The sequence below is a fragment of the Acinetobacter sp. NS-4 genome (assembly GCF_037402435.1).
Classification (GTDB): Bacteria; Pseudomonadota; Gammaproteobacteria; order Pseudomonadales; family Moraxellaceae; genus Acinetobacter.
This window is the reverse complement of record NZ_JBBEUE010000005.1, coordinates 74,096-92,110: the sequence shown is the minus strand read 5'-3', so window position 1 is coordinate 92,110 and position 18,015 is coordinate 74,096. Positions and strand designations below refer to the sequence as shown.

Below are 18,015 nucleotides of genomic sequence, written 5' to 3'. Positions count from 1 at the left end.
CGTTGTTATAAACGCATGAAGTCATTGAATAATGCAAGGAGCATCATGCTGCCGAGCAGTACCATACCAATTTTTAAACCAACCAATTGTATTTGTTCAGAAACAGGTTTACCACGAATTAACTCAATAACATAGTAAACCAAATGTCCACCATCAAGCATTGGAATAGGCAATAAATTTAAAATACCCAAACTCACGCTCATTAACGCCATAAATGAGATAAAGGTTTGCCAACCCATTTCTGCACTTTGCCCTGCCACCTTGGCAATGGTGATTGGTCCAGATAAATTATCCACGCCAATTAAACCACGTACCATTTTGACGATCGAGTTCAAAATCATACCTGAAATTTGACCCGTTTTATCAACAGCCATCACCAATGCTTCAGTGGGGCTGTATTGAATGGTTTGCTTATATTCTTCAGGAATGGTTATTTTTCCGGGGATGCTTTGTACACCAAGTACACCTGAAACATTGCCCATGTTGTCACGTTTAGCTTGCGGCATCACTTGCAAATGTACCAGTTGATTTTGACGTAATACATCTATTTTTAATAATTTTTCTGGCGAAGCCTGAACAATTTGAACCACATCGAACCAATCTTTCATTTTCACGCCATCAATGGCAACTATTTTATCGCCTTCTTTCATCCCTTGACGAATAGCCGCGCCATCTTCACTCAGCTTACTTGCCACAGGAGCAATAGGTGGACGGTATGGCATAAAGCCTAAACTATCTAATGCAGACTGATTCTGATTTTTCAAAAAGCTTTGAATAGGTAAGTTAAAAGTTTCAAGTTGGCCGTGACGATCGGCCTGAATTTCAATAAAACCTGTTTCACCGACACGGTCCACCAAGGCAAAATTTAATTTTTCCCACGTATTGACCGCTGTTCCATCAACTGTAGTAATTTTGTCACCAACCTGCATTTGAACTGTAGCAGCAGGTGTATTGGGTAACACTTTACCTACCCGGGTATTGAGTTGCTCTTGCGCTGGAATGAATAAAATCCAGAACAATAACACGGCAAAAACCAGATTGATCAATGGCCCTGCAGCAACAATTGCAATACGCTTCCAGGGAGGCTGACGATTGAATGCTCGGGGTAAATCTTCTTGTGCAACATGCCCTTCACGTTCATCCAGCATTTTCACATAACCACCTAAGGGCAATGCGGAAAGCTGATATTGAATGCCAGACTTTTTAGATGTCCACTTCAGCAAAGTGGGTCCAAAACCAATCGAATAAACTAAAACCTTAACACCCAGTTTACGTGCAACAATATAATGCCCAAACTCATGTATCGCGATAAGCGGTCCAAGAAGAAGTATTGCTGCCACAATAATAAACAAGGCACTCATGTTTTAGCTTCCTTTATTGATGACAATTTGCTGGGCGACAGTTCGCGCAATTTGATCGACCTGTAAAATACGTTCAATCGATTCTGCAGCACCACCTTCGACCTGATTTAAGGTCTGTTCTACCAGCTGAGGAATTTCAGTAAAGCCTATGTTATTTTTCAAGAACGCCGCAACTGCAATTTCATTGGCAGCATTTAAAATCGCGGGGGCCAAACCACCCGTTTGCATGGCTTGTCGTGCAAGTTTTAATGCCGGAAAACGTGTGGTATCAGGTTCCTGAAAATCCAATTGCTGATTCATAAACAGGTCGAGTGCAGGCACATGAGTTTGAATACGTGCTGGCCATGCAAGTGCATGCGCAATTGGTGTACACATATCAGGGTTACCCATTTGTGCCAAAGTCGAACCATCCACATACTGAACCATAGAATGAATGATACTCTGTGGATGTACCACCACTGTTACAAACTGTTCTGAAATTGCAAACAGATGACAGGCTTCAATTAACTCCAGCCCTTTATTCATTAAAGTTGCTGAATCAACTGAAATTTTTTGTCCCATAGACCAGTTCGGATGTTTACAGGCCTGTGCAGGCGTCACATTTTGTAATTGTTCCAGGCTATGGTTTAAAAATGGCCCGCCAGATGCAGTGAGCAATATACGCGATACACCTTGCTTCGGTTGTCCATTTCTCTCGTTGTGAAAATAACCTTCAGGCAAGCATTGAAAAATGGCATTGTGTTCAGAATCAACAGGTAGCAATTCAGCCTGATAATCACGTGCAGCCTGCATCATGATGTCACCCGACATTACCAGTGCTTCTTTGTTGGCAAGCAGCACACGCTTACCAGCCTTAACCGCGGCCAAGGTCGGCAATAGACCTGCAGCACCGACAATTGCTGCCATCACCACATCAACATCAGCATGCTCGGCAACAGCAATCAAACCAGCTTCATCGGTCAAAATTTCAATATCAGTTAAGGACTGATCGTTAAAATATTGTTGTAGTTCTTTAACTCGACTGGAAGGAACAACCACCACTTTTGGTCGATACTGTTTGCATATTTCAACAAGTTCTAAAATTCGGCTATGCGCCGTGACTGCAAAAACAGAATACTTTTCAGGATGCTGTTGCAGAATTTTTAAGGTACTTTGACCGATTGAACCCGTTACACCTAATATACAAACAGATTGTGACATCTATAAATCTACACCAATAAGTTTTAAAACATACATGCCTGCTGCAAAAATTGGAGCAGCAGCAAGCAATGAATCAATACGGTCAAGTACACCACCATGTCCTGGCAGAATACGACCTGAATCTTTAATTCCAGCACGACGTTTGATCATGGATTCAAACAAGTCACCCAGAACCGAACTAAATACCGTAATTACAGATAAAATTAAAAATAAAATATGCTGGGCAAGGGTTAAATCGAGATAAAGAATTTCTACTGCTACGACAATTAGCATGGCGGTAAAAATACCACCGTACAAGCCTTCTACTGATTTGTTTGGACTGACATCCGGAGCAAGCTTTTTCTTGCCCAGTTTACGCCCAACAAAGTAAGCACCACTGTCTGCACCCCATACCAGTAAAAACAGGTACATGAGCCACCATGGAGAGCTATGCCATACAGAGAAAATTGCGGTAACCGCAGCAGAAACTAAAATAAATCCAATCACCTTGAGGCTGGAATTGTACCATCCATCATAGCTTGGATACGATTTAACCCAAAAGATACTGAGTATCCAGCAAATAATGGAAGCCGCCCAAAGCAGCAGAGCGATATCATTAAAATATAAGGCCAAGGTTGCTAAAGCTGCAGTGGCAAGTCCGTAAACCCATGCTAAAGGCTTAACCAGATTTTTATTTTTTCTTGGCATAAGCTTAAACCACTCATACCCAGCCACCCCTGCTGCAACAATCATCAGCATAAACATTGGATACTGAGACTGTGTAGCAAACATACAACTCAGTACGACTGCTACCAATACCAATGCGGTTATAATCCGCTCTAACATTTATTAATTCTCAATTTTCTCTTGTTGGATTTGCTCTGAAGTTTTACCAAAGCGACGTTCACGCCCAGCAAAGACGGCGAATGCATCATCTAATTCTTCAACAGTAAATTCAGGCCACAAGGTGGGGGTAAAATAAAGTTCAGCATAAGCAGCTTGCCAAAGTAAAAAATTCGACAAGCGATAATCACCACCTGTACGGATGAGCAAATCCACAGCAGGTAAATCGGCCATGCAGACATGCTGTCCAAACAACTCAACATCAATGTCTTCAACCGCAACTTTTTTTGCCAGCACATCTACTGCAATCTGTTTTGCAGCCTGAGCCATATCCCACATACCACCGTAACTGATAGCAATGGTTAAAGTCATGCTGTCGAAATTAGCAGTCCTTTGTTCAGCTTGCAACATTAACTCGCGCAATTGCACAGATAACCGTGAACGGTCACCGATAAAGCGCAAAGCAATATTGAATTTTTCCATACGTGGCAATTGCTCATGAATGGTTTCTTCCAACAAGCTCATGAGTAAATCAACCTCAAACTGAGGACGATTCCAGTTTTCACTCGAAAATGCAAAAACGGTTAAGGCTTGAATTTGATTTTCTATACAGTGCTCAACAATCGGATCGAGGACATTCTTACCTTCCCGATGGCCTGCACCTTTTTGCATTTGCTTTTTTTTTGCAAAACGATTGTTGCCATCCATAATGATGGCAACATGTTTTGGAAGATGCTTACTGTCTTCTGATACGGTCATTCAATCTTAGACCTTCATCAATTCAGCTTCTTTCGCAGCAAGACGCTTGTCTACTTCAGCAACAAATTTATCGGTGATTTTCTGGATATCATCAGATGCACGGCGTTCATCATCTTCAGAAATTTCTTTTTCTTTTAATAAAACTTTAATGTCACCCAAAACATCACGACGGATGTTACGAATGGCAACTTTGGCATTTTCTGCTTCAGTACGTGCAACTTTTTGCATGTCACGACGGGTTTCTTCAGTCAATGCAGCCATGGGCACACGAATCGCATCCGCAGTAATCGGGTTTAAGCCCAAGTCTGATTCACGGATCGCTTTATCAATTGCAGACACCATTGAACGTTCAAAAGGCTGAACCAACAATGTACGTGAATCTTCAACACCAACGTTTGCCACTTGGTTCAATGGAACGTCAGAGCCATAGTAAGAAACCATCACACCATTTAAAATAGATGGGTGTGCACGACCAGTACGAACTTTGGCAAAACCATGTTCCAAAGACTCTAAAGTCTTGTTCATACGGTCTTCGCTGTCTTTTTTAAGATCGTTAATCATATGATCTTCCTTACTTAATTCTAAGAGATGTAATAACTAAATAGCGTGTAGTATAAAGAGCTTTCAGGCTCACGTACATTAATTCGTAACGTGAGTCCCTTCTTTTTCACCCATTACGACTGAAAGCAATGAACCAGCTTTGTTCATATCGAAAACTTGAAGTGGTACGTTATGATCACGGCATAGGCAAATCGCGGTTAAGTCCATCACACCCAATTTCTCATCCAGTACTTGATCGAATGTAAGTGCTTCATACTTCACAGCATCATCATATTTGCTTGGATCTTTGTTATAAACGCCATCCACTTTGGTTGCTTTCAAGATCAGATTGGCTTCAATTTCAATACCACGCAAGCAAGCTGCTGTATCGGTCGTAAAGAACGGATTACCTGTACCGGCAACAAATACGCATACTTCGCCTTGAGTCAAATGACGGATGGCATCACGACTTGAATATGATTCAACCACTGCACCAATGGGTAAAGCAGACATTAAACGGGTTTTAATATTACGACGTACCAAGGCATCGCGTAATGCCAAACCGTTCATCACAGTAGCAAGCATCCCCATCTGATCACCGGTTACACGGCCAACCAAACCATCTTTTTGCAATTGGCTACCGCGGTACAAGTTACCACCACCAACCACAATACCTACCTGAACACCCAAACCAACCAGATGAGCAATCGCTAAAGACATTTGATCAAGCACTTGTGCATCAATACCCATGTCTTTATTTCCAGCAAGTGCTTCACCAGAAAGTTTCAATAAAATACGTTCATAACGGGGCTTTTTTGAGTCCATCATCAGGAAATCTCCAAATCTTCCAATATCTAAAATTTTATTCGTATACTTAAATTACAAATCAGGCAGATTTAATCTGAATTAACTTGGCATATAAATCATATTCATCTGCATCAGTAATTTCGACTTCCAGCAAATCGCCGGCTTTAATCTGGCTTTTATCAATATCTTCCACAAAGACATTGCCATCAATTTCAGGCGCATCTGCATACGAACGAGCCACAGCAACCGGGAATTCTTCTTCCAGATCATCAACCAGTACAGTCATGGTTTGGCCAATACGTTTTTGCAGTTTGGCTGCTGAAATTTCTTGCTGAACTTGCATAAAACGTTCATAGCGATCTTGCTTGATTTCTTCCGGCACATGATCCGGCAAGTCATTTGCTGTCGCACCTTCAACAGGTGAATAGGTAAAGCAACCCACGCGATCCAGCTGAGCTTCTTTTAACCATTCCAGCAGGATTTGGAAATCTTCTTCAGTTTCACCCGGGAAACCCACCACAAATGTAGAACGAATGACCAGCTCAGGGCACTTTTCACGCCAAAGTTTTAGGCGTTCTAAAGTATTTTCACTGTGCGCTGGTCGCTTCATCAATTTTAAGATGCGCGGGCTGGCATGCTGAAAAGGAATGTCTAGATATGGCAGGATTTTACCTTGCGCCATCAAGTCAATCACAGCATCTACATGTGGATATGGATAGACATAGTGCAAACGCACCCAGATTCCAAGTTGACCCAAAGCTTCGCACATATCGAAGAATTTGGTTTTAACCGGTTGACCATTCCAAAAGTCTAATTTATATTTAGTATCCACACCGTAGGCCGAAGTATCTTGAGAAATCACCAGTACTTCTTTTACACCGGCTTTTTTCAGCGCTTGGGCTTCGTTTAAAACCGAACCAACCGGACGTGAAACCAGGTCACCACGCATGCTTGGAATAATACAGAAGGTACAACGGTGGTTGCAGCCTTCGGATATTTTTAAATAGGCATAGTGTTTTGGCGTTAAACGGATACCCTGTTCAGGAACAAGGTCAATAAACGGATTATGCTTTGGTGGTTCCGGGACGTACTCGTGTACGGCCTCCATCACTTCTTGATATGCCGCAGCACCCGTCACTTTTAAGACATTCGGGTGCATTTGGCGAATTTTGTCTTCATCTTTACCCAAACAGCCGGTCACAATCACACGACCGTTTGCGCTCATGGCTTCGCCAATCGCATCTAAAGATTCTTGTACTGCAGATTCAATAAAACCACAGGTATTAACAACAACTAAATCAGCACCATCATAATCTGATGCTACATCATAACCTTCAGTCTTTAACTGAGTTAAAATTCGTTCGGAATCTACCAATGCCTTAGGACAACCTAAAGAAACAAAACCGACTTTGGGGGATTTCATGAATCTGCACTCCACTGTAATGCGCGTATTGTATGTCTTTTCCACTGATAAAAACAGCTGAAATCCCGACTCTTTGCATTACGCACCAAAATATGCCTATATTTTTAGCAAATATTTAATATGCACTATTTTGGTTCACCAATAATTTTATTTCCATTACTATGGAATTGAAATTCTGTCATTAAAAACAAAAAAGCACACTTTTATAGCGGCAGAATTTATATTTATACCCATGCTCAAAGTTGGCGTGCATTTTGCTTTATTTCGACAACGTTTAACTCGTTGAATGTCCCATAACAGGGAGAAATGACAAGAAGTGCAGATGCCATTGCGCTATTTTAACACAGGATACTTTCGCTAATGGATCAACCCGTCGCTATCGACTACCGCCTTTTAGTGGATAATTTAACCACCGCAATTTTATTGGTCGACAGTAACCTTAATATTTTTTATTTAAATTCTTCTTGTGAATCTTTATTCGACATTAGTTTACTGCGTGCGGCGGGACAACCGGTTTTAAATTTGCTGCATATGCCCGATGATGAGTTTAATACTGAAGAAGCCCTATTAAATACCTTTAAAACCGGACAACATTATACGCGTCGTGAAGCTACCATTAGCGTCAACTTTAAAGATATTCATGTGGATTATACCGTTTCACAAATCAACTCGGAAAAACCCTATCACCCGCTTCTACTGATCGAGTTAAACCAGATTGACCGGATGCTGAAAATATCCAAAGAAGAAAACCTGATTCAGCAACACCAGGTCGCTCGGCAACTGATTCGCGGTGTCGCACATGAAATCAAAAACCCCTTAGGCGGCATCCGTGGTGCCACCCAGTTACTGGCGCGCAGCCTGAACGATCCACAATATGAAGAATTTACCGACATTATTATTAGTGAAGTAGACCGTTTACGTAATTTGGCCGATACCATGCTGGGTTCTCGCCAGTTGCCAAGTTATGAACTGGTCAATGTGCATGAACCTTTGGAACGTGTCCGTTCACTGATTACCAATCAAACCAAAAAGAAAATCAAAATTACCCGTGACTATGACCTGTCCTTGCCTGAAGTCATGGCAGATCGTGACCAGCTGATTCAGGTCATGCTCAATATCAGCGTCAATGCCGTGCAAGCCATGATGGAAAACAAAGAGTTTTTTGTAGACCATCAGCCTGAACTGATTTTAAGAACCCGGATTCAGCGTCTGGTCACTATTAATGGTGTATTAAAACGCTCCGCGGTACGAATTGATATTGAAGATAACGGTCCGGGTGTACCAGAAGAAATTTTAGAATCGGTGTTTTACCCCTTGGTCACAGGACGTGCTAAAGGTACCGGTCTCGGTTTGAGTATTGCGCAAAACATAATGCACCAACATAGTGGAATGATTGAATGCCAATCTGTTCCAGGAAAAACAGTATTTAGCTTATATTTACCTTGGGAGTCTAACCATGTCGCGAAATAAAATATGGGTCATTGATGATGATCGTGCCATGCGCTGGGTATTGGAAAAAACTTTTAAAGAAGAAGGTTTTGACGTTACCAGTTTTGAAGAAGCACAATCTGCACTCGATCAGCTCAGCATAGATACCCCCGATGTAATTTTAACTGACATTCGTATGCCCGGCATTGATGGTCTGACCTTCTTGAGCAAAGTCAAAACCAGTCATCCAGATTTACCAGTCATTATTATGACTGCGCATTCGGATCTGGAATCTGCTGTATCCAGTTATCAAACCGGTGCTTTTGAATATTTACCTAAACCGTTTGATATTGATGAAGCCTTGGCCTTGGTCAACCGTGCCATTCTGCACATTGCCAAATTACAGCAGCAAGAATCTGCCAAAATTGCTCCTCCAATTCAGTCTGCTGAAATCATTGGTGAATCACCTGCCATGCAGGAAGTGTTTCGTGCCATTGGCCGTTTGTCACAATCGCATATTACTGTGCTGATTAATGGTGAATCTGGAACAGGTAAAGAGCTGGTTGCTCATGCGCTACACCGCCATTCACCGCGTAGCAGCAAACCTTTTATTGCCTTGAATATGGCAGCCATTCCGAAGGACCTGATTGAAACTGAACTTTTCGGTCATGAGAAAGGTGCATTCACAGGTGCCAATTCACAGCGCCAAGGCCGTTTTGAACAAGCCAATGGCGGTACGCTATTTCTAGATGAAATCGGGGATATGCCATTTGAAACCCAAACACGTTTACTGCGTGTCTTGGCAGATGGCGAGTTCTATCGTGTCGGTGGACATATTCCGGTTAAGGTCGATGTGCGTATTGTAGCCGCAACGCACCAAGACCTGGAAAAACTGGTGCATGACGGACGCTTCCGTGAAGACTTGTATCACCGTCTGAATGTGATCCGTATTCATATTCCAAAACTGGCTCATCGTAGTGAAGACATTCCTATGCTGGCACAGCACTTCCTGGCTCGCGCGGGTAAAGAACTCGGCGTAAATCCTAAGATCTTGCGTCCTGAAACCCAAGAATATATGCAACAACTGCCTTGGCAAGGCAATGTGCGTCAGTTAGAAAATACCTGTCGCTGGCTTACAGTGATGATTACCGGTCGTGAAGTATATCCTGAAGATCTTCCTTCAGAATTAAAACAGATTCCAATTCAGCGCTCAGGTGAAGATGCGCAGCCGCACAATACCTTTGACCGTATTTCACTGCATCATTGGGATGAGTTATTGGGTCAATGGGCCATTCAGAAACTGAAAAACGGTGAGATGAAGATTTTGGACATTGCCACTCCAATGTTTGAACGCACTTTAATTACCGCGGCTTTACAGCAAACTCGTGGTCGTAAACGCCATGCTGCGGAATTGCTGGGCTGGGGTCGCAACACGCTGACTCGCAAGCTCAAAGAACTGGGGATGGACACGGCAGATGATGACGTTGAAGAAGAAGTGATAGAAAGCTAAACTTTTTCTACCCATTTAAAAAACAAAAGCTCCTTCGGGAGCTTTTTTATTAGACACTATTCAGGCAGTAAAACCTATATAACGAAAATATCCCTCCACCCCCAGATCAGACTTAAAAATCACATAATCCTGATAAGTTGATTTGGCAATTTCGGCAAACATATTCACCTGATCATCATGAGCATGCAAATCATCTACACAACGTGGCATGGTTTGCTCAAATTCATCAGTCATATATTCAAAACCAATATCCATGGCGACAAATAATACATGCTCGCAGGGTTGTATATATTGCTCTTCAGCCCAATTGATCACCTGCTGCTGACAGTGTGGACATTGGATATTATCTGTGGCTTGAATATCGAGTTCGATCAGTTGATAGCTCATAACATTTAGATTCAGTTTTCTATCCGACTATATTAACAAACTCCAGTAAAGTGAATCCTTAAAAATCCTCAATAAAAAAAGGGAATCTCGAGGATTCCCTTTTATAAAATTTACAAATTTATTTATGTGCCGATTTATAACGCGATAACGCAGTCACAGCCACTGCTGAAATGACCACAGCAGGTAAACTTGCCATTAAAATCCCCGAAGTTCCCAAGCCGATCGCCAAGATTTTCCCTGTCAATAATGGCCCAGTCATGGCACCTAATCGACCCAAAGAAATCGCACTGCCCACGCCTGTCACTTTACCTGTGCCCGAATAGAAAATCGGTGAAATGCCATACAAAATTGATTGGCCACCTGTCGAGAAAATCCCGCCCATAAACCCGGCCAGAACAAGTACTGGAATAGAGGTAGAAGTAAATAACAATACAAGGGCAATAAATAAACCACTATAGATAATTGCTGCCATCTGCCACAGTTTTAAACGGTCCAGCAAATAACCCAAAGCCAGAGTACCAATTACAGCGCCTACCTGGAATACCAGCATCACCATGAAAGCCTGTGGTTTTTCCAAGCCTTGCTCCATCAGCAAATTAGGTAACCAGCTAATCAAAATATAATTGATCATCAGGGTAAAGAAGAAACCTACCCAAAGCGGCATCGTATATTTATATTGCTGATGCTTAAACAATACCTGCACCATAGATGGAACAACTTCAGTCGCGGCTTGCTCAACAGCAACCTCCTTATGCTTATCTTTAAGAATCATTGCCATGAATGGGAGCAGTGCTAATGGCGCCAAGCCTCCAATCAGGAAAAGCGTATGCCAAGAAATATCTTTAAATAAGATAGCCAAACCCGCAACAAAAATTGCACCTACTGGTAATCCGCAATACATCAAGCTATTCAATTTACCGCGATTGGCTTCACTCGCTTCATCACCTACCACGGAAATCATGGTTGGCATTGCTGCACCCAAGCCTAAGCCGGTAAAGAAGCGCGCTGCATATAAAATTTCAACACTCGGCGCAATTGCAGTGAGTGACATAAATAGGCCGAAAATTGCAATTGAAAGCATTAAAACTTTCTTTTGACCTAAATAATCCGCTACTCGGCCGCCAAAGAATGCGCCAAACAACATCCCAAAAACACCTAAACTAAATACATAGCCCATTTGCACCTGGTCTAGAGCAAATGTTTCAGCAATTCCTTTTGCTGCAATACCGGGGGCTTGAAGATCAAAACCCTCAAAAAATGCGACCCAAAAACACAGAAACACCGTTAAGAATTTCTGCATTTTAGCTGTTTGTATTTGTGCCATGATTGAACTCCGTCCATAGTAAGCAAATTACCCTGCAGCAATTTGCTTCGCTATTTTCAGATCAATCCTTTCAAATAAATACCACTACAATGGTCGGGTTTATTGTCCCTCACTACAACAGATATTCATTGAATTAGACTTAAAAGATTAAATAAAAAGACTTTTTAAATCTTATTTTTATAATTTAATCTACATTTTCAAATACTTATGTTTTCGGTAGTTATTTATGATTAAACCATAGTCAAAAGCAATGGTTTAAAATTAAACGATAAAAAGCCCGCATTCAGCGGGTTTTTACTAAGAGAAAAAGCAGTGTTAAATTGATTTAGATTTCATATAATAAAAAAATTATATTTTTTAATAATTTATAAAATGAGCTTTTCAGTTAAAGATATTGCAAAGATTATAAGAGATAGCAAAAAACAAGGAACTCCTTTAGTTGTCTTTACTGGAGCTGGTTGTTCAAAAAGTGCTGGAATGCCATTGGCAAACGAACTTATAAGCGAAATTAACAAGAGATTTAAAGGCCACCTTAAATCACTCAATGATGAGCAGAGGAAAGATTATGGCGCTTGCATGAGTCAACTCGTACCAAGCGAACAAAAAAACTTAATTGAAAAACATATTAAAAAATCTAAAATTAATTGGGCACATATTGCCTTATCAAGTCTTTTAAAAAATGGCTATCTTGGTAAAGTTTTAACGTTTAACTTTGACAATATTCTTAATCGTGCATGTAGCTTAGATAATTTCTATCCACCAACTTATGATCTTAAAGTTTTATCAGAAGAATACTTTAGTGCCATCCCTAATCAATCTATTATTCACCTTCATGGCCAATGGAGTGGCTTTCAGCTCGCAAACTCAGATATTGATACAGAAAAACAAGCCGAAAAATTAAAAACTTTTATTAAAAATACTATCAATAATTCTCCCACATTATTTATTGGCTATAGCGGTGGCGCTGATGCTTTCTTTAAATTAGTAGAAGAAAATTTTATTGGTCAACATCGCTTATTTTGGATTGATTATTCTAAAGAACCTAATAATAATGTTAAAGAATTCATTGAGATAAATCCAAATCATCGCAACTTTATTGGCGAACAAGATGCAGATCGATTTCTTCTAGAACTTGCAATAGAACTAAAATGTTTCCCGACCGAATTATTTAAAGATCCAATTAAACACTTAAAAGGTGTTTGTGAGGTTGTAAATCAGTTTCCTTTACCTACATCAGATAGTGAAATTGACATACTAGAAGATACCAAGAAAACGTTAGCTATTGCTGATGCCAATAAACCTACTATTACCATAATAAAATTAGTGGAACTTCTACATGCTAAAAAATTTGAAGCCGTTATCAATCAAGTTAAAAATCTAGACTTATCTATTAAACCAATTACCAAGATTATCGCATCAGCATACTTAGGAAAATCTTTAACCTTCTTAAATAAGAATGAGTCACAGTTTAATACTTTTTTCAACAAAGCAATTGAGCTAGAGCCTAACTTTTACCAAGCATATTCTCAAGTCGCTTATCAATTAATGCTATCTGATGAGAGAGAGCGTATTCAAAAATCACTCTCATTCTATGAAAAATGCTTTGATATAAATTCTAATATTAAAGATGTAACAATTATAGGAAGATATGCTTTAGCATTAACCAAATTTGCTGCACACCACTATAGTGAAGACCTCTATGAAAAGTCATTTAAACTTTTTGAAAATGCACTAAAAATCGAGCCTGATAATATTTACACCCTATGTGCTTATGCAATATCACTTAGGAAACTAGCAATATACAAACAAAACGAAGGTTTATTTCTTAATGCTTTAGAACAGATCGAAAAAGCTATAAAAATATCACCAAATGATTATTTATGCTTAATTGAAAATGCTAACATCTTATATCACTTAGCTAAAATTAATAAAAAAAATATCTATATAAGAAGAACATTAGAACTATACAATAAGGTTTTACAATTAAAACCAAACCATCTCGATACGATAAACTCATATGCAAATGCACTATATGAGTTTTCTAAGATAGCCACAACAGATTCTAATCAATATCTAGAAGAATCCATTGAGCTATTAGAAAAATCCTTAGAGCTAGAACCCGAAAATATTACAACTATTATTAATTATAGCGCTTCACTTATCAGCATAGCAAAATTACAAAGTGATGAAAATAGAATTAAGAAAAGTATCAACTATTGTAAAATAGAACTTGTTTCACACCCTGAAAACATTAATCTAATAGTAAATTATGGAGCAGCCCAATTAGCTCTAGCACAAATTAAAAATAATGAAGATCTATATCACAAAACACTTAAATACCATGAAAAATATTTAGATATCAAAAATCTATACCTAACAAAGAATTACTCTATAGCTTTATTCGAGTTAGGCAAACTTATAAAAAATAAAACATTCTTAGCTTCAGCTTCAAAACTATGGCTTGAAATATACAATGAAGATAATTCTATAAGCCATTTATTAGGATGTTACTACTCACTCATTAATGATCAAAAAAAAGCTAAAGAATACCTATTGATTAGTGAAAACCTGAATATACCTATTTCATCCTATAAATTTAATAAAAATGATGACCTTTATAATGTCCGCAATGAACAATGGTTCATTGAACTTCTAGATCGCCTCAAAACCAAAGAAGAAAAAGTAGATAAAGCCCCTTAAATAAAAAAGCCCGCATATCGCAGGCTTTTTTTTACTAAAAATCTTAAGCAGATTTTTTCGCCTGATTATTCTTACGAATAGTAATCATCACCAATTGAACAGCTGCTGGTGTTACGCCTGGAATACGGCTTGCTTGAGCCAATGTTTCAGGACGCACATCTTTCAGTTTAAGAGTAATTTCACGAGACAAACCTGAAACCACATCATAATCAAAGTCTGCTGGAATGCGTGTTTCTTCCAGACGCTTCATTTGCGCTACATCTTCTTGCTGACGGTTGATATAACCTTCGTACTTCACCGCAATTTCAATTTGCTCACCCACAAACGCAGAAACTTCTGAACCTGTAAGTTCCGCAATTTGAGCAAAGCTGATGTTAGGACGTTTTAACAAATCAATAGCAGAACATTCTTTAGACAGATCTGCACCAGTCATTTCAACGAATTTTTTACCCATCGGATTGTTTGGCGCAGCCCAAAGGTGTTGCAAGCGGCCTTTTTCTGTTTCTACCGCTTCCATTTTTTCACAGTAAGATGCCCAACGCTCATCATCCACCAGCCCCATTTCACGGCCAATGGCAGTTAAACGCTGATCGGCATTGTCTTCACGCAGCATCAAACGGTATTCCGCACGTGAGGTAAACATCCGGTACGGTTCTTTGGTACCGAGTGTAATCAGATCATCAACCAGTACACCCATGTACGCTTCATCACGCTTAGGTGTCCATTGTTCCTGATCCCATGCACGGCGTGCAGCGTTCAAGCCAGCCAATAAACCTTGTGCACCGGCTTCTTCATAACCGGTTGTACCGTTGATTTGACCTGCGAAGTACAAGTTATTAATCGATTTGGTTTCAAGCGAGAACTTTAAAGATTGCGGATTGAAGTAATCATATTCAATCGCATAACCCGGACGAAGAATGTGTGCATTCTCCATACCGCGGATAGAACGAACCAATTCAAACTGCACATCAAACGGCAACGAAGTAGAAATACCGTTTGGATAAAGCTCATGCGTATCCAGACCTTCAGGCTCCAAGAACACTTGATGCGAGTCTTTATCGGCAAATTTATGAATTTTATCTTCAATCGATGGGCAGTAACGTGGACCTACACCTTCAATCACACCGGTATACATCGGTGAGCGGTCGAGTCCGCCACGAATAATGTCGTGGGTACGTTCATTGGTATGGGTAATATAGCAATTGATCTGTTCAGGGTGCATAGACGCATCACCCATGAATGACATGGTCGGAGACGGGAAATCACCCGGCTGTGGTGTCATGACAGAGAAATCAACCGAACGTGCATCAATACGTGGCGGCGTACCTGTTTTTAAACGACCTACCGGCAAGTTCAATTCACGTAAGCGCGCAGCCAATGAAATGGATGGAGGATCACCCGCACGACCACCTGATGCATTGTTTAGACCAATGTGAATTACACCGCCCAAGAAAGTACCCGTGGTTAACACAACAGTTTTCGCATCAAAGCGAATACCCATTTGCGTAACCACACCTTTAACGGTATCGCCTTCAACAATCAAGTCATCTGCAGCTTGCTGGAAAATATCCAGATTGGCCTGATTTTCCAGGGTATGACGAATTGCCGCTTTAAAACGGATTCGGTCAGCCTGTGCACGCGTTGCACGTACTGCCGCACCTTTACGTGAGTTCAAAATACGGAACTGAATACCGCCTTTATCGGCAGCCAATGCCATTGCACCACCCAAGGCATCAATTTCACGTACCAGGTGAGATTTACCAATACCACCAATGGCCGGGTTACAGCTCATCTGCCCTAAAGTCTCAATGTTGTGAGTTAAGAGCAAAGTCTGTCGACCCATACGCGCTGCAGCGAGAGCTGCTTCGGTACCTGCGTGACCGCCACCGATAACAATGACATCGTAAACTTTAGGATAATGCATAATGGTTTGAGAGATAAAAAATGATGACGGAGTATTATATCAAAACTGAGCAAAATAAGTTGACAAAATGAGTCGAATTTCTCACTGAGCAATGAATTGATTTTCACTCTGCTAATGTTGCAATGTAATCTTGCTTTTCAGACCTACTATAGAAATGAAACATTTAATCTTCAATATTTACTTGATTCGCATTGTTTTAATTTGATTATTTTTTAAGCTAAACAGGTGGTACATTACAAACAAAGGTATCAAAGATGAATAAGAATATTTTCCTCTCTTCAATGCTCTGCGGTTTATGTTTCGCCTCATTTGCAGCTTCGGTCAATGCCAAGTCTGACACGGATTATAATGCGCAAAAGTACCAGCAGGTCTGTAAAGGTAAATCTCAGGGAACGCCAGTCACTTTTGCCTACCGTGCTGTGATCTGGAATGGTACGTGTGAAACCCAATTCTTCCCTTCTTCAAAAAATGCGTCTATTAGGGGAGATGAACCCGAACTTTACTCCACATGTAGTAATGGAGATAACAAAGCAACAACAGCAACCATTAATGGTAGCGAAATGAAAGGTAAATGTGCTTTAGGCTATATGCCACCTCGTCCTTCTCAATCACAAATGCAAATGCAAATGCAAATGCAACAATCTCAACCACAGATGCAGTCACAACCACAAATGCAACATCAGATGCAATCACAACCTGAAATGCAAACTCAGCCTCAAATGCAGTCACAACCTGAGATGCAACCGCAGTAATCTCCATAAAAAGTTAATTTAATTCAAATTATTAACGGGTAAAATACTTGAATTTTACCCGTTTCATATATTGCTTATTTAAAAATCTTGTTTAAACTCTAAGGATATCAAAAGATAAAAACAAAAAAGGATATTCCATGGATTCAGGACTCTTTACCCTTTTTTTACCTCTTATACTTGCCTTCATGATGGTGGGCTTAGGACTTGAACTTACAGTTAAAGATTTTCTTCGTATCCGTTATCACCCCAAAGCTATTTTTTTAGCTTTATTTTCACAACAAGTCATTTTGGTGGGCGTTGCATTTTTTATTTGTATTTTATTTAAGCCATCTCCACTTTTAGCTATTGGCTTAATGTTGCTTGCTGCTTCTCCTGGTGGCCCTACAGCAAATTTGATTAGCTATATTTTTAAGGGAGATGTGGCCTTAAACCTTACCCTTACAGCCCTTAATTCTATTATTTGCACCTTTACCCTGCCTTTTATTGTCAATTTATCCATGCATTATTTTTTAGGCGAGTCTCAAAGCTTTGCCATGCCTATTGAAAAAATCACTCAGGTCTTTTTAATTATTTTTGTTCCGGTTTGTTTAGGTATGCTGATTCGTTCGTATACGCCAAAAACCGCATTACAACTCAATAAACCTATGCGATTTTTTTCAGTCATCTTTTTAATTTCGATTTTCTTGTATGCGCTCTATAAAGAAAGGCTTCATCTCACTGAATATTTTTCCGAGATTGGCATTGCCATGGCATTGTTTTGCCTCATCAGTTTTTTAGTGGGTTATCTGGTTCCCCATTTAGCAGGAATTTCCGATAGGCAGGCACGAGCATGTACCTTTGAAGTGGGGATTCACAATACAGGTTTTGCGCTGACTATTGCACTTTCCGTGTTATCAAATACTACGATTGCCATTCCGGCAGGAATTTATACTATTTTTATGTATGTGTTTGCCTTTGCATTTGGTTATATCCTGAACAAAAATCCCCAACTGCTCAATAAAAGTAACGCACATACTTTAAATAGTTAAAATACATCTGCCCTGTTGAAAAATGCCTCAATAGAGCATATTGCACCCCC

At 40.1% G+C, this 18,015-nt stretch carries 15 protein-coding genes; 5 read left to right on the top strand and 10 right to left on the bottom strand.

Annotated elements, in window-relative coordinates; genetic code table 11:
• Positions 1-5: 5 nt before the first annotated feature.
• The 7 genes from rseP to rimO form a co-directional block, all read right to left on the bottom strand.
• Positions 6-1,361, bottom strand: coding sequence for an RIP metalloprotease RseP (rseP, locus tag WAE57_RS05705; protein WP_337709037.1), 1,356 nt, complete (start codon positions 1,359-1,361; stop codon positions 6-8).
• A gap of 3 nt (positions 1,362-1,364) precedes the next feature.
• Entirely contained in the window at positions 1,365-2,561 is a 1,197-nt protein-coding gene (gene ispC / locus WAE57_RS05700; RefSeq protein ID WP_337709035.1) for a 1-deoxy-D-xylulose-5-phosphate reductoisomerase, read from the bottom strand.
• A complete protein-coding gene (locus tag WAE57_RS05695; protein ID WP_086174311.1) occupies positions 2,562-3,386 on the bottom strand; it encodes a phosphatidate cytidylyltransferase in 825 nt (274 codons plus the stop codon). It lies immediately after the preceding gene.
• 3 nt (positions 3,387-3,389) lie between these two features.
• Positions 3,390-4,142 (bottom strand): polyprenyl diphosphate synthase, encoded by a 753-nt coding sequence (gene uppS, locus WAE57_RS05690; protein WP_237786480.1) that lies wholly within the window; start codon positions 4,140-4,142, stop codon positions 3,390-3,392.
• 6 nt (positions 4,143-4,148) lie between these two features.
• Entirely contained in the window at positions 4,149-4,703 is a 555-nt protein-coding gene (gene frr / locus WAE57_RS05685; protein WP_337709031.1) for a ribosome recycling factor, read from the bottom strand.
• Positions 4,704-4,781: 78 nt separating this feature from the next.
• Positions 4,782-5,510 (bottom strand): UMP kinase, encoded by a 729-nt coding sequence (gene pyrH / locus WAE57_RS05680; RefSeq protein ID WP_337709029.1) that lies wholly within the window; start codon positions 5,508-5,510, stop codon positions 4,782-4,784.
• Between the two features lie 58 nt (positions 5,511-5,568).
• Positions 5,569-6,912, bottom strand: a complete 1,344-nt coding sequence (rimO, locus tag WAE57_RS05675; protein WP_086197899.1) for a 30S ribosomal protein S12 methylthiotransferase RimO — start codon at positions 6,910-6,912, stop codon at positions 5,569-5,571.
• Positions 6,913-7,272: 360 nt separating this feature from the next.
• Here rimO and glnL point away from each other — a divergent pair, with 360 nt between their 5' ends.
• Both glnL and glnG read left to right on the top strand, forming a co-directional pair.
• Positions 7,273-8,382: a nitrogen regulation protein NR(II) gene (glnL, locus tag WAE57_RS05670; protein ID WP_086174316.1), complete on the top strand. Its 1,110-nt coding sequence runs from the start codon at positions 7,273-7,275 to the stop codon at positions 8,380-8,382.
• Positions 8,369-9,850 carry a nitrogen regulation protein NR(I) gene (gene glnG, locus WAE57_RS05665; RefSeq protein WP_086174317.1) on the top strand — a complete coding sequence of 494 codons (1,482 nt, stop codon included), beginning with the start codon at positions 8,369-8,371 and terminating at the stop codon, positions 9,848-9,850. The genes glnL and glnG overlap by 14 nt, the downstream gene beginning before the upstream one ends.
• Before the next feature lie 60 nt (positions 9,851-9,910).
• Here glnG and WAE57_RS05660 read toward each other — a convergent pair whose 3' ends face one another.
• Together WAE57_RS05660 and mhpT are read right to left on the bottom strand one after the other, a co-directional pair.
• On the bottom strand, positions 9,911-10,237 hold the full coding sequence (locus WAE57_RS05660; protein WP_337709025.1) for a hypothetical protein: 327 nt from the start codon (positions 10,235-10,237) through the stop codon (positions 9,911-9,913).
• A 118-nt stretch (positions 10,238-10,355) separates the two neighbouring features.
• Entirely contained in the window at positions 10,356-11,561 is a 1,206-nt protein-coding gene (gene mhpT, locus WAE57_RS05655; RefSeq protein WP_337709023.1) for a 3-(3-hydroxy-phenyl)propionate transporter MhpT, read from the bottom strand.
• Positions 11,562-11,933: 372 nt separating this feature from the next.
• Here mhpT and WAE57_RS05650 point away from each other — a divergent pair, with 372 nt between their 5' ends.
• Complete coding sequence (locus tag WAE57_RS05650; protein WP_337709021.1) at positions 11,934-14,261, top strand: SIR2 family protein; 2,328 nt, start codon at positions 11,934-11,936, stop codon at positions 14,259-14,261.
• Between the two features lie 43 nt (positions 14,262-14,304).
• Here the strand turns inward: WAE57_RS05650 and mnmG are convergent, their stop codons facing one another.
• Positions 14,305-16,185 (bottom strand): tRNA uridine-5-carboxymethylaminomethyl(34) synthesis enzyme MnmG, encoded by a 1,881-nt coding sequence (gene mnmG, locus WAE57_RS05645; RefSeq protein WP_337709019.1) that lies wholly within the window; start codon positions 16,183-16,185, stop codon positions 14,305-14,307.
• Positions 16,186-16,439: 254 nt separating this feature from the next.
• On the opposite strand from mnmG, the gene WAE57_RS05640 reads away from it, so the two are divergent.
• Complete coding sequence (locus WAE57_RS05640) at positions 16,440-16,937, top strand: hypothetical protein (protein ID WP_337709017.1); 498 nt, start codon at positions 16,440-16,442, stop codon at positions 16,935-16,937.
• A 137-nt stretch (positions 16,938-17,074) separates the two neighbouring features.
• A complete protein-coding gene (locus tag WAE57_RS05635) occupies positions 17,075-17,965 on the top strand; it encodes a bile acid:sodium symporter family protein (protein ID WP_337709015.1) in 891 nt (296 codons plus the stop codon).
• The last annotated feature ends 50 nt before the right edge of the window (positions 17,966-18,015 follow it).